Source organism: Curtobacterium uvaldense (genome assembly GCF_028307415.1).
GTDB lineage: Bacteria > Actinomycetota > Actinomycetes > Actinomycetales > Microbacteriaceae > Curtobacterium.
Window position 1 is genome coordinate 103,346 of sequence record NZ_JAQMHU010000006.1, and the last position, 12,073, is coordinate 115,418.

Here is a 12,073-nt window from a genome sequence, read left to right on the forward strand (position 1 = left end):
TGGAGAGAGAGGGAAGGGGCGCCGAGCCGACCGGCCCGGCGCCCCCGGTGACTACTCGGCCGAGGTGGCTTCGGCGTTCTTGGCCTCGTCGGCGATCGGCTCGCCGATCTCCTTCGCGGCGACCTGCGCGTCGGCGTCGTTCTCCTCGACGGGAGCCTCGGCTGCGGGGGCGGCCTCGGCTGCCGGAGCGGCCTGCGCGCCACCCTGCTCACCGGAGAGGAGCTCCTGCTCCCACTCGGCCAGCGGCTCGGCCGTCTCCTCGTCCCCGCCGTTGTGGCGGGTCTTCAGGCCCTCGGCCGCGGCGTCGGCGACGATGCGGGTCAGGAGACCGACGGAGCGGATCGCGTCGTCGTTGCCCGGGATCGGGTAGGTGATCTCGTCGGGGTCGCAGTTGGTGTCGAGGATGCCGATGACCGGGATCCCGAGCTTCTGCGCCTCGTCGATCGCGAGGTGCTCCTTCTTGGTGTCGACGACCCAGAGCGCGCTCGGGGTCCGCGTGAGGTTGCGGATACCACCGAGGGTCTTGTGGAGCTTGTCCAGCTCGCGCTTCTTGATGAGGAGCTCCTTCTTGGTGAAGCCCTTCGTCGTGTCGTCGAAGTCGATCTCCTCGAGCTCCTTCATGCGCGCGAGGCGCTTGGAGACCGTCTGGAAGTTCGTGAGCAGACCGCCGAGCCAACGCTGGTTGACGTACGGCTGGCCCACGCGGGTCGCCTGCTCGGCGATGGAGCCCTGCGCCTGCTTCTTGGTGCCCACGAAGAGGATCGTGCCACCGTGCGCGACCGTCTCCTTGACGAAGTCGTACGCGCGGTCGATGTAGGCCAGCGACTGCTGCAGGTCGATGATGTGGATGCCCGAGCGCTCGGCGAGGATGAAGCGCTTCACCTTCGGGTTCCACCGACGGGTCTGGTGTCCGAAGTGGACGCCGCTGTCGAGCAGCTGGCGGATGGTGACGACGGCCATGCCGTCCCTCCTTGTTCTCGGCACACGACTGTTCGGCCGTGCGCACGGTTGCGGTTGTGTCGGTCGCGACCGGTGGCCGTGACCCCTGGCGCCCTGTCCGCGCGGCCGCCCGCTCGTGAGAGCAGGACCGGTGGCCGCGGAACGTGTCGTGGCGAGAGCACTGCTGTTGGACGAGCACTGCTGTTGCACGAGCACTGTGGACGCGCGAAGTCAGCGCGCCGGAGCGCGCTGCGGTCGCAATGTTAGCAGGTCCGGACGCCCAGGCCGTCGCCGGACACGACGGAGCCGGGACGCACGGGAGGCGCGGTGCGGGTCCGACCCGCACTGCGCCTCCCGTCAGGTGGTGACGCCGGTGGACGCTACTTCGCCGACACCGTGTCGCCCTCTGCCGTGATGCCCATCTCCTCGAGGGAGCGGCCCTTCGTCTCCGGGATCTTCGCGATGACGAAGAACAGCGAGAGCAGGGCGAACAGGGCGTAGATGCCGTAGGTCACCGTCAGGTTGAAGCCGGAGAGCACCGGGAACGAGATCGTGACCACGAAGTTCGCGATCCAGTTGGCGGCCGAGCCGACACCGAGCGCGGTCGCGCGGATGCGGTTCGGGAACATCTCGCCGAGCAGGACCCACATGAGCGGACCCCAGGTGGCGCCGAAGGAGACCACGAACAGGTTCGCGAAGATCAGCGCGATGATGCCCCAGGAGCCGGGCAGGCTCGGCGCGCCGTCCACGATCGTGGCCTGCGAGAACGCGATCGCGACCATCGTGAGCGAGACGAACATGCCCGACGAGCCCGCCACGAGCAGCGGCTTCCGGCCGAGCTTGTCCACGGTGAAGATCGCGATGAACGTGACGGCGACGTTGACGATCGACGTGATCGTCGAGATGAGGAACGAGTCGCTCTCCTTGAACCCGACCGCCTGCCAGAGGGTCGTCGAGTAGTAGAAGATCACGTTGATGCCGACGAACTGCTGCAGCACGGCGAGGATGATGCCGACCCAGACGATGGGCTGCAGGCCGAAGCGGTTGCCCCGGATGGAGCCCTTCTTCTCGTTGGCCTCCTTCTTGATGCCGTCCTGGATCTCCTCCAGGCTCGTGTTCACGGTGTCACGCGGGACGATCTTGCCCATGACCTCACGGGCGTCGTCGGCACGGCCCTTCGAGAGCAGGAAGCGCGGGGACTCCGGCAGGGTGATCGCGAGCACGCCGTAGACGACGGACGGCACGACACCGACGAGGAACATCCATCGCCAGGCGGCGAGGCCGAGGACCTGCTCCGAGGCGCCACCGGCGGTCACCGCGAAGAGCTGGTCGGAGAGCAGGGCGGCGAAGATGCCGAGCGTGATGGCGAGCTGCTGGAAGGACGCCAGTCGGCCGCGGATCGCCTTCGGGGAGACCTCGGAGATGTACGCGGGGGCGATCACCGACGCGGTACCGATGCCGAGGCCACCGACGAGACGCCAGATGACGAGGTCCCAGGTCGCGAACGCGAAGGCGGAGCCGATCGAGCTGACGAAGAACAGCACCGCTGCCCAGAACATGACGCGCGTCCGGCCCCAGCGGTCGGCCAGGCGACCGGCGAAGTAGGCACCGAAGGCACAGCCGATGAGCGCGGAGGCGACCGCGAAGCCGCTGGCGGCCTCGGACAGGCCGAACTCGCCCTTGATCGCGTCGACGGCTCCGTTGATGACGGAGGAGTCGAATCCGAAGAGGAAGCCGCCGACTGCCGCCGCGATGGCGAACAGGGTGACCTTCCCCTTGAACGCACGGTCCTCGCCGTGCTGGGTGGACGTGTTCGACACGGTGCTCCAGGTTCTTGCCGCCGTGCTGGGTGGCGCACGGTGCCCCGGCGGTCGGCTGGTTCGCCGTCCGAGCGGCGTTGCGTGTTCCGGAGCGGCCCCGACTGTACTCGCTGGCGGCTCGCGGGGCACATCGGGGCGCGGCGGCGCGGCGGCGCGGCGGGGCATGCGGGGTGGACGCGTTCTGGGGTCGCCGTGGATCGCACGGGTTCGCCGACGTTGCACGCGTCGATCGACGCGTGTCGTGTCGCAGCCGGCACCGCGAGAGGACGTGGTGTGGCGCGGCGCCGTCCGACAGCCGTCCCTGCACAGCCCTGGAGGCAGCGGGCACCGTCCCCAGATCGGCCCGCCGCCGCCCGTGCCCGGGCGCGTCTCGACGACCCTCGTCACATGAGACGGTCACCGCTCCTCCCTCGGCCCGGGCGGCCGGGTGGGCTCCTCGTCCTCGCGGTCGCACTCCTGGTCGCACTCGCGGGTCCGCTCGTGGTCGCGCTCGCGAGTGCGCTCCTGTCGGGGCACCCGGCGACGTCCGACGAGGCTGGCCGCTCGGCCGGAACGATCGTGGCGAGCGAGGACGTCGCTCCGGCGCCGTGGGTCTGGCCGACGGGCACGCGCGAGGTGGTCCGACCGTTCGAGGCACCCGCGGACGACTACGCGCCCGGTCACCGCGGCATCGACCTGGCTACGTCCGTCGGTACCCCTGCGGTCGCGGTGGCGGACGGCACGGTGTCGTTCGCCGGGCAGGTCGCCGGCAGGGGCGTCGTGACCATCGACCACGGTGAGGGCCTCGTGAGCACGCTGGACTCCGTCGAACCCTCGGTGGCGACGGGCGACGCCGTCCAGCAGGGGATGGTGGTCGGTGTCGTCACGGTCGGACACTGTCCCGCCGCCGATCCGTGCCTGCACCTCGGCGCACGGGTCGAGGGTCGCTACGTCGATCCGCTGCGGTTCCTGTCGCCGGCTGCCTGGCCGGTCCTGCTCCCGGAGTCGGCGTGGCCGGGGTGACGTGCCGGAGGCCGCGAGGCCGCGAGGCCGTGCGGCGGAACGGCGTCGGGACTCCCGCCCGGCCGTTCGCCGTCAAGCGCGGGGGTGCGCCGTTCGGTAGACCTCCCGGAGCCGGGCGGACGAGACGTGCGTGTAGATCTGCGTCGTCCCGAGGCTCGCGTGCCCGAGGAGCTCCTGCACGGCCCGGAGGTCCGCTCCCCCGTCGAGCAGGTGCGTCGCCGCGGTGTGCCGGAAGGTGTGCGGCCCGCTCGGACCCGCGCCCGGCAGGTCTCCGAGCGCTCGAGCGACCACCCGGTACACGCTGCGGACCCCGAGTCGGCCACCCCGGTCGCCGAGGAAGAGCGCGGGCCCGCCGGAGCGCTGCACCTGCTGCTCGGAGGGGTCCGGCTGCGGGGAGGTGTCCGACTGCCGGGCGGGGGCCGGTGACCGCTCGGCAGCGCGCGCAGCGAGGACCGGGCGACCCCGTCCGAGCCAGGCCTCGAGCGCGTCCCTTGCGGGCACGCCGAACGGCACCACCCGTTCCTTGCCGCCCTTGCCGAGCACTCGCACGGTCAGGCGGTCTCGGTCGACGTCCTCGACGCCGATGCCGACGAGCTCGCTCACCCGGATCGCCGCGGCGTAGAGCAGTTCGACGACCGCCAGGTCGCGGAGCGCAGCAGGGTCGTCCGTGTCCGCCCGAGCCGCGAGTCCGTCGAGCACCGTCCGGACCTGGTCGGTCGACACGACGCGCGGCAGGTGTCCCGCCCCCTTCGGCGCGCGCAGCCGGGCGCCGGGGTCGGTGTCGAGCAGACCGGTCTCGCTGGCCCAGCGGGTGAACGCCCGCACCGACGACGACCGGCGCGCGATCGTGGACCGGGCGAGCCCGCGTCGGTCCGCTTCCCACAGCCAGTCGCGGAGCACCTCGAGACCGAGGTCCGCGGTGGCGGCGATCCGCCGCTCGTCGGCGAACTGCACCAGCTGGTCGAGGTCGTTCGCGTAGGCACGGACGGTCTGGTCGCTCAGACCCCGGGCGCCACGGACGTGGTCGAGGAACGACTCCACCGCCGCCACGAGTCGCCTGTCCGTCTGCTCCGCCACGGGCCCCAGGGTAAGCGTCCGGCGCCGTCACGACCTGGTCCACCCGCCGACGGTGTGCGTGACGAGACCCTGCAGTTCGGCCAGCGCGAGCGCGTCCGCCACCGCACCCGCCGACATGCCCGAGCGCACGGCGATCTCCTGCTCGCCGAGCGCCCGCCGTCCCAATGCGTCCAGGACCCGGACCACCTCGGGGTCCTGCCGACCACCGATCGGCTCGTCGGCGTGCGTCGGCCCAGCGTCCCTCGACGGGTGTCCTCGCCCGGATCCGCGTCGTCCGACGACGGCCTCGACGGGGTCGCCCGGACCCACGACGATCTGAGCACGCCCCTGCGCCACGAGACGGTGGCACCCGACCGACGCCGACGACGAGAACGCCCCCGGGACGGCGAACACGGGTCGGCCGAGCTGCGCAGCGTGGTGCGCCGTGTTCAACGCGCCCGAGCGGGCCCCGGCCTCGACCACGACGGTCGCCGCACCCAGCGCCGCGATCAGTCGGTTCCGTGCGAGGAACCGCCACCGTGTCGGCCGGGTACCCGGCGGGGACTCGGCCAGCAGGCTGCCCTGCCGTGCGACGTTCCGCAGCAGTTCGACGTTGCCCGTCGGGTAGAGCTGGTCGATCCCGCCGGCCAGGACCGCCACCGTCGGCGTGCCCGCCGCGACCGCGACCCGGTGCGCGGTCGCATCGATGCCGTAGGCCCCACCGCTCACCACCGTGCACCCGGCGTCGGCGGCCGCCGAGGCGATCTCCGCGGTCGCCTCGGCCCCTGCGACGGTGTTCGCCCGCGAACCGACGACGGCCAGGGCAGGACCGGAGGCCCGACGCCCCGACCGCGTCCAGAGCACGACGGGCGCGTGCGGCCCGAGGTCGTCGACGCCGGTGGGCCACCCGGCCGTGCCCGGCACGACGAGCCGCGCACCGACCGCGCGCGCCGCCTCGAGCGTCGTCAGGACGTCGACCCGGGCGAGCCGTGGGCGCCAGCGCTCGAGGGCGATCCGCAGCGTGCGGGCGAAGGGCGCCGGGGACTCAGCCCCCGGGACGCCCCGATCGATGCAGGAGTCGAGCAGGCCCACGGGTCCGTCGTCGCACGCCGACCGGACGAGCGCGAACGAGCGCTCGGCCCCGAGTCCCTGGACGAGTATCCCCGCCACCGCGTCCCCCGGCTCCACGACGGCCGACCACGCCACGCGCGCCGCTGCCTCCACCGGGTCCACCGCGTCGGCCACAGCCCGACCGAGGAGCACCGCGACCGTCTCGAGCAGGTCGGGCGCCCCGGTCACAGCGCACTCCGGAGGGCGAGGGCCTCGCGCACGTGCCGTTCGCCCGGCCGGTCGTCCCCCTGCAGGTCCGCGAGCGTCCAGGCGAGGCGCATCGTCCGGTCCCAGCCGCGCATCGTCAGCGTGCCGAGGTCGAGCGCCTGGTCGAGCGCCGTCGTCGCCCGCCGATCCACCCGCCCGGGGCCGCGGAGCCACGCCCCCGACACCTCGGCGTTCCGGGTCCACCCCGTACCGACGAGCCTGGTGCGCATCGCGTGGCGTGCCGCCTCGACGGTCGCTCGAGCCTGCGCCGTGCTGGGCGTCGTGCCGTCCTCACCGCGGATCAGGCCGGTGGTCACCCGCGGCACGCGCACGCGGATGTCGATGCGGTCGAGCAACGGCCCGGACATGCGGCCGAGGTACCGGCGGACGGTGGCCGGCGCGCACTCGCACGGTTGCCGCATCGAGCCGGCGTTGCCGCACGGACACGGGTTCGCCGCGAGCACGACCTGACAGCGTGCGGGGAACTCGGCGGCCCCGGCGGCCCGGTGCACCGTGATCCGTCCGGACTCCAGGGGCTGTCGCAGCGCGTCGAGCACCGCGCGCGGGAACTCCGGGGCCTCGTCGAGGAACAGCACGCCCTGAGTCGCGCGCGAGACGGCGCCCGGTCGGACCGTGCCGGAGCCGCCACCGATGAGGGACACCGCGGACGCCGAGTGGTGCGGGGCCTCCCACGGAGGTCTCGTGGTCCACGATGCGACCCCGTGCCCGGCGACCGACCGGACCGCCGCGACCTCGAGCGCCGCGTCGTCGTCGAGGTCCGGCAGCAGGCCCGGCAGCCGTTCCGCGAGCATCGTCTTGCCGGCGCCCGGCGGTCCCACGAGCAGGGCGTGGTGTCCGCCGGCGGCCGCCGCGACGAGGGCACGGACGCCGGTGGGGTTGCCCACGACCTCGGCCAGCTCGGCGACGGGTGATCGCTCGGGGAGGACCGGCGGTGCGGCGACCGGGTCGACCTCGACCGGCGGGAGGAGCGCCCCGGCGTCGATCGCGGCGGCACGGAGCGAGTCCACGGCGCGGACGTCCACACCGCGCACGAACCGGGCCTCCTCGGCGTTCCCCGTGGGGAGCACCACCCGCTCGGCTCCGGCGTCCCGTGCCGCGAGCAGCATCGGCACGACCCCGGGTACGGGCCGGAGTCGCCCGTCGAGCCCGAGCTCCCCGATGTACACGACCCGTTCGCTCACACGGGGCGCGACGTCCGCGCCGGCGAGCACCGCCATGGCGATCGCCAGGTCGAAGCCCGATCCGCGCTTCGGGATCGCCGCCGGCGTCAGGTTGACCGTGATCCGCCGGGCCGGCAGGGGCGCCCCGGCGTTCGCCGCTGCGGCCCGGACCCGCTCTCGGGCCTCGCCCAACGAGGTGTCCGGCAGTCCGATGATGCTGAAGGCGGGCAGCTGGCTCGTCAGGTGCGCCTCGACCTCGATCCGCCGTCCGGTCACGCCGAGCAGGGCGACCGCGGCGGACCGACCGATGCCGGTCACAGGATCCCCGTCAGGTGCTCGATGCCGTGCCGGTCACCGGCCACGTGCACCGCCAGCGCATCGAGACGGACCGCCGGGGCGTGCGTGTCGGGATGCGCCGCGAACCACATCGGCACCAGCCGTCGGAGGCGCGCGGTCTTCGCCGTGGTGATCGCCTCGAACGGGTGCCCGGTCGCCGTGCCCGCTCGCGTCTTGACCTCGATGAACACGAGTGTCCGCCCGTGCCAGGCGACCACGTCGACCTCGCCGCGTGCGCACCGCCAGTTCCGTTCCACCAATCGGTACCCGCGCGCCGTGAGCCATTCCACCGCGCGGTCCTCGCCGTACTGCCCCAGTGTTCGTCGTTCCATGTCGTTGCCTCCACCGACGACGATGCGGCAATGCAACCGGCGCCGTCGGTCGGATGGCGGAACTGTGGATGAGCACTCTTGATGGAAATGTTGTGCAGGAATGACGAGACCCCGGATGTCGTCAGGACATCCGGGGTCTCGTGAGGTCGTGCGTCAGTGCGCGGCTGCGTACGCTTCCTGCACCTGGGTCGAGATACGGCCGCGGCTCGAGACCTCGTAACCGTTCTCCTTCGCCCAGTCGCGGATCTTCGCGAGTTCCTCGGAGTTCCCGCGCTTGGGTGCGGACTTCGGCGCGGAACCACTGCTGCCACCGGAACGACGACCGGAGACCTTCCGTGCCGCTGCGACGTAGTCCGAGATCGCTTCGCGGAACTTGTCCACGTTGTCGTCGGACAGGTCGATCTCGTAGTTCGAACCGTCGAACGCGAATTCCACGGTGCGGCCTTCGCCGGCGGCGATGGGCGAATCGTCGAGGTCGTCGACGAGCTGGACGGTGACCTTCTGTGCCATGTCGTGCTCCTGGGTCGAGGGGTGGTGATCCCCGTGACGGTGGGTCACGGGAAAAGCTTCACCACCACCGTAGCGCGACAATTGCGGGAATGTCGTCGGAAGAAGCCCGAGTCGCAATTCCAGAAAAGCTGTGGATCACTCGTCGAGTGCGAGTTCCTTGGGCAGTTCGAGTTCCCGCGACGTGAGTTCCTCGACGTTCACGTCCTTGAACGTGAGGACACGCACGGACTTCACGAACCGGTCGGAACGGTAGACGTCCCACACCCACACGTCGTTCATCGTGAGCTCGAAGTAGAAGTCGTGCTCGGTGTCACGGCGGACGAGGTCGACCTCGTTCGCCAGGTAGAACCGCCGCTCGGTCTCGACCACGTACCGGAACTGCGACACGACGTCGCGGTACTCGCGGTACAGGGCAAGTTCGACCTCGCGGTCGTAGTCGTCGAATTCGTCGTCATCCATCGCCCGCACAGTCTACGGCGAGCCGACCGACGATGGACGACGAGGTGGGTCAGCCGGTGACGGCCAGCTCGTCGAACCCGTCCAGGGCGACGCTCGACGCCTGGTGCAGCCAGCTCTTCCGGTGCAGCGCGTGCGCCCCGACGGACCGGATCCCGTCGTAGTGCGCCGTGGACCCGTACCCCTTGTTCGACGCCCACCCGTAGTGCGGAGCCCCCTCGTGCGCAGCGACCATCAGGGCGTCGCGCTCGACCTTCGCCACCACGGACGCTGCGGCGACGGAGGCGCAGTCGCGGTCCGCCTTCACGCGCACCACGACGTCGAGCGGCCGGGCGGACGGGACCAGTGCTGTGGGGACGGCACGGGACAACCAGTCGAACGAGCCGTCCAGCACCACGACGGCGTCGTCGAGGCACAGCCCGTCGTCGACGAGCGCGCCGAGCGCCGCCGCACCGGCCTGGCCGAGCGCGGGGACGATCCCCTGCTGGTCGACCACGTCCGCCGTCGCCATGCCCACGGCGGTCCGTGCCCACCGTCGGACGACGGGCTCGAGCTCGGTGCGCCGAGCGGCTGACAGCAGTTTCGAGTCGGCGAGCCCCTGGGGCACGCGTCCGATGTCGATCGTCACCGCCGCGACCCCGACGGCCACCGGACCGGCGATCGCCCCACGGCCGACCTCGTCCATGCCGATCACGGTCACGCGACCGGAGCCGAGCAGCTTCTTCTCGACCCGGAGCGATGGCCGGACCGGGGTCACCGGTCCTTCTCCTCCACACCCGCGAACACGTCGGGGTAGTCGTCGAGCCACGTCCAGCGGCTCGTGGGCCACGAGATGACGAACGCCCTGCCGGTGACGTCCGACAGCGGCACGAAGCCCTTCGACGGGGTGTCCCGGTTGTAGCGCGAGTCCTTCGAGTCGTTGCGGTTGTCGCCCATCACCCAGATCGTGCCCTCGGGGACGGTCACCGAGAACGGGTCGGCCGACGCCGGGGCGCCGCCCGGCAGCAGCGTGTACGGCTCCTTGATGGGCACGCCGTTCACGGACATCTGCCCGAGGTCGTTGCAGCACGTGACCTTGTCCCCCGGCAGGCCGATGACCCGCTTGATGAGGTGGTCGTCGCTGTCGCCGGTCCCGAGACCGACCTGGGTGAGGAGCCAGTCGATCGCCTTCGCCGGCTGCGTGGTCGGCGCGACGCCCGGCACGTTCGTGCCGGTCAGCCAACCGCCCGGGTCCTTGAAGACCACGACGTCACCGCGCTTGAGCGACACCACGTCCGGCACGAGCTCGTTGACGATCACCCGGTCGTTCACCTGCAGGGTGTTCTCCATCGACTCCGACGGGATGTAGAACGACCGGATCAGGAACGTCTTGACGAGGAACGAGACGAGCAGTGCCGCGAGGAAGATGATGACGAGGTCCCGCAGGAACGTCAGGACGCCGTTGCCCTTGTGCTCAGCCCGTGGGCGGCGTCCCGATCCTTCGGTGGTGTCCGTCATGTCCGCTCTCGTTCACATGCACGCTCGACCAGCGTGCCGACCCACACCCGCACTCGTCGGACGTGGAAGACCCTGCGCTCCGTGGAGCGCGCACAACGGGAAAGCCCCCCGTCGATGCACAACCGTACATCGGCGGGGGGCGTCCAGTGGAACCCGGCTCGCGGGCCCTCACTGTGAAGGCGATCAGGCGTCGCGCTTCTCCTTGATCTTGCGGCGGGCCGCCTTGCCGCGGAGCTCGCGCAGGTAGTAGAGCTTCGCGCGACGGACGTCACCGCGGGTGACGACCTCGATGTGGTCGATGATCGGCGAGTGCACCGGGAACCAGCGCTCGACGCCGACCTGGAAGCTCACCTTGCGGACCTTGAAGGTCTCGCCGAGGCCGTGGCCCTGGCGGGCGATGACGACACCCTGGAACACCTGGACACGCGAGCGCGTGCCTTCGATGATGTTGACGTGCACCTTGATGGTGTCGCCGGGGCGGAAGTCCGGGACGTCGGTGCGCAGGGACGCTGCGTCGACGTGGTCGAGGAGCTGCATGTTCGTTCACTCTCTGCGGACGCGCACGGGTCGCCGCGGATCGGTGTGTGGAAAGAAGTGTGCATGCCCGGAATCGGCGACTCCCCCGTGGCAGAGTCCAGCCAGGGCACAGCGGTCCATCATGCCACAGGGAAGCCCGCTCGCAAAACGACCAGGATGGACGCATGATCGAACTCCGCACCCCCGCCGAGCTGGAGGGCCTGCGCGCCGCCGGACGGTTCGTCGCCGACGTCCTCGACGAGCTGCTCGAGACCGTCGACGTGGGCGTGAACCTGCTCGACCTCGACCGCGTGGCCGCTCGGATGATCGCCGACCGTGGCGCCGTGAGCTGCTACGTCGACTACCACCCCTCGTTCGGCAACTCCCCCTTCGGCCGGAACCTGTGCACGTCGGTGAACGACGCGGCCCTGCACGGCCTGCCGTACGACCGCGTGCTCGTCGACGGCGACCTCGTCAGCCTGGACTTCGCCGCGAGCGTCGACGGCTGGGTGGCGGACTCCGCCGTCACGGTGCAGGTGGGCACGGCCCGCGACGAGGACCAGCGACTCGTCGGGACGGTCGAGCGCGCGCTGCTGGCCGGCATCGAGCAGTTCCGACCGGGCAACAAGCTCGGCGACGTCTCCTACGCCATCGGCAGGGTGGCGAAGGACGCCGGCTACAGCGTCAACACGCAGTTCGGTGGGCACGGCGTCGGCCGCACGATGCACGGTGACCCGCACGTGCCGAACGACGGCCGCCCCGGCCGCGGCCTGAAGCTCCGCACGGGCCTCGTGGTCGCGATCGAACCGTGGCTCATGCAGGGCACCGACGAACTCGTGCAGGACGAGGACGGCTGGACGCTGAAGAGCGTCGACGGGTCCCGTGCCGCGCACGTCGAGCACACCGTGGCGGTCACGGACGACGGTCCCGAGGTGCTCACCCTGCGTCGCGCCCAGCGCACCGAGGCGACCGCCTGACGGCCGGGAGGCGCGGCGCGACCCCGCCCCGCGCCTCCCGTCCGTTCGTCCATCCATCCGTCGGGACGCGGGCGCCCTCGTCGCGCGACCTGCCGCGCACGATCCAGCCCGGCGGCACGTCGCGCGACCGGAAC

At 71.5% G+C, this 12,073-nt stretch carries 13 protein-coding genes; 2 read left to right on the forward strand and 11 right to left on the reverse strand.

What is annotated here, in order from left to right; translation table 11 throughout:
* Positions 1–51: 51 nt before the first annotated feature.
* Positions 52–960 carry a 30S ribosomal protein S2 gene (gene rpsB, locus PIJ49_RS05575; protein WP_066654811.1) on the reverse strand — a complete coding sequence of 303 codons (909 nt, stop codon included), beginning with the start codon at positions 958–960 and terminating at the stop codon, positions 52–54.
* Between the two features lie 359 nt (positions 961–1,319).
* Positions 1,320–2,759 (reverse strand): sugar porter family MFS transporter, encoded by a 1,440-nt coding sequence (locus tag PIJ49_RS05580; protein WP_066654813.1) that lies wholly within the window; start codon positions 2,757–2,759, stop codon positions 1,320–1,322.
* A 387-nt stretch (positions 2,760–3,146) separates the two neighbouring features.
* Here PIJ49_RS05580 and PIJ49_RS05585 point away from each other — a divergent pair, with 387 nt between their 5' ends.
* Positions 3,147–3,761, forward strand: coding sequence for a M23 family metallopeptidase (locus tag PIJ49_RS05585; protein ID WP_066654815.1), 615 nt, complete (start codon positions 3,147–3,149; stop codon positions 3,759–3,761).
* A gap of 72 nt (positions 3,762–3,833) precedes the next feature.
* On the opposite strand, the gene PIJ49_RS05590 is transcribed toward PIJ49_RS05585, so the two are convergent.
* The 9 genes from PIJ49_RS05590 to rplS all read right to left on the reverse strand — a co-directional run bounded on the left by PIJ49_RS05590 (position 3,834) and on the right by rplS (position 10,983).
* Complete coding sequence (locus PIJ49_RS05590) at positions 3,834–4,838, reverse strand: tyrosine recombinase XerC (RefSeq protein WP_271826051.1); 1,005 nt, start codon at positions 4,836–4,838, stop codon at positions 3,834–3,836.
* 27 nt (positions 4,839–4,865) lie between these two features.
* A complete protein-coding gene (gene dprA / locus PIJ49_RS05595) occupies positions 4,866–6,116 on the reverse strand; it encodes a DNA-processing protein DprA (RefSeq protein ID WP_271826052.1) in 1,251 nt (416 codons plus the stop codon).
* A complete protein-coding gene (locus PIJ49_RS05600) occupies positions 6,113–7,633 on the reverse strand; it encodes a YifB family Mg chelatase-like AAA ATPase (protein ID WP_209682227.1) in 1,521 nt (506 codons plus the stop codon). Before PIJ49_RS05600 ends, dprA begins: the two co-directional genes overlap by 4 nt.
* On the reverse strand, positions 7,630–7,983 hold the full coding sequence (locus PIJ49_RS05605) for a YraN family protein (RefSeq protein ID WP_066654820.1): 354 nt from the start codon (positions 7,981–7,983) through the stop codon (positions 7,630–7,632). Before PIJ49_RS05605 ends, PIJ49_RS05600 begins: the two co-directional genes overlap by 4 nt.
* Before the next feature lie 153 nt (positions 7,984–8,136).
* Positions 8,137–8,493 (reverse strand): histone-like nucleoid-structuring protein Lsr2, encoded by a 357-nt coding sequence (locus tag PIJ49_RS05610; protein WP_066654821.1) that lies wholly within the window; start codon positions 8,491–8,493, stop codon positions 8,137–8,139.
* A gap of 135 nt (positions 8,494–8,628) precedes the next feature.
* The gene (locus PIJ49_RS05615) at positions 8,629–8,952 is read right to left on the reverse strand and encodes a DUF2469 family protein (RefSeq protein WP_058730091.1); all 324 of its coding nucleotides are present in this window, start codon (positions 8,950–8,952) and stop codon (positions 8,629–8,631) included.
* Positions 8,953–9,001: 49 nt separating this feature from the next.
* Positions 9,002–9,706, reverse strand: coding sequence for a ribonuclease HII (rnhB, locus tag PIJ49_RS05620; RefSeq protein WP_066654823.1), 705 nt, complete (start codon positions 9,704–9,706; stop codon positions 9,002–9,004).
* Complete coding sequence (gene lepB / locus PIJ49_RS05625; protein ID WP_271826053.1) at positions 9,703–10,446, reverse strand: signal peptidase I; 744 nt, start codon at positions 10,444–10,446, stop codon at positions 9,703–9,705. The genes rnhB and lepB overlap by 4 nt, the downstream gene beginning before the upstream one ends.
* Before the next feature lie 183 nt (positions 10,447–10,629).
* Positions 10,630–10,983 (reverse strand): 50S ribosomal protein L19, encoded by a 354-nt coding sequence (gene rplS / locus PIJ49_RS05630; protein ID WP_058730094.1) that lies wholly within the window; start codon positions 10,981–10,983, stop codon positions 10,630–10,632.
* A gap of 164 nt (positions 10,984–11,147) precedes the next feature.
* Between rplS and map the strand changes: the two genes are divergently transcribed.
* The gene (gene map / locus PIJ49_RS05635) at positions 11,148–11,939 is read left to right on the forward strand and encodes a type I methionyl aminopeptidase (protein WP_066654828.1); all 792 of its coding nucleotides are present in this window, start codon (positions 11,148–11,150) and stop codon (positions 11,937–11,939) included.
* Positions 11,940–12,073 lie beyond the last annotated feature (134 nt).

Bases quoted from the DNA above. Each gene is read 5' to 3' on its own strand.
- lepB (WP_271826053.1), bottom strand. From the start codon at position 10,446: ATGACGGACACCACCGAAGGATCGGGACGCCGCCCACGGGCTGAGCAC.
- PIJ49_RS05615 (WP_058730091.1), bottom strand. From the start codon at position 8,952: ATGGATGACGACGAATTCGACGACTACGACCGCGAGGTCGAACTTGCC.
- PIJ49_RS05585 (WP_066654815.1), top strand. From the start codon at position 3,147: ATGAGACGGTCACCGCTCCTCCCTCGGCCCGGGCGGCCGGGTGGGCTC.
- PIJ49_RS05610 (WP_066654821.1), bottom strand. From the start codon at position 8,493: ATGGCACAGAAGGTCACCGTCCAGCTCGTCGACGACCTCGACGATTCG.
- PIJ49_RS05605 (WP_066654820.1), bottom strand. From the start codon at position 7,983: ATGGAACGACGAACACTGGGGCAGTACGGCGAGGACCGCGCGGTGGAA.
- map (WP_066654828.1), top strand. From the start codon at position 11,148: ATGATCGAACTCCGCACCCCCGCCGAGCTGGAGGGCCTGCGCGCCGCC.
- rplS (WP_058730094.1), bottom strand. From the start codon at position 10,983: ATGCAGCTCCTCGACCACGTCGACGCAGCGTCCCTGCGCACCGACGTC.
- rpsB (WP_066654811.1), bottom strand. From the start codon at position 960: ATGGCCGTCGTCACCATCCGCCAGCTGCTCGACAGCGGCGTCCACTTC.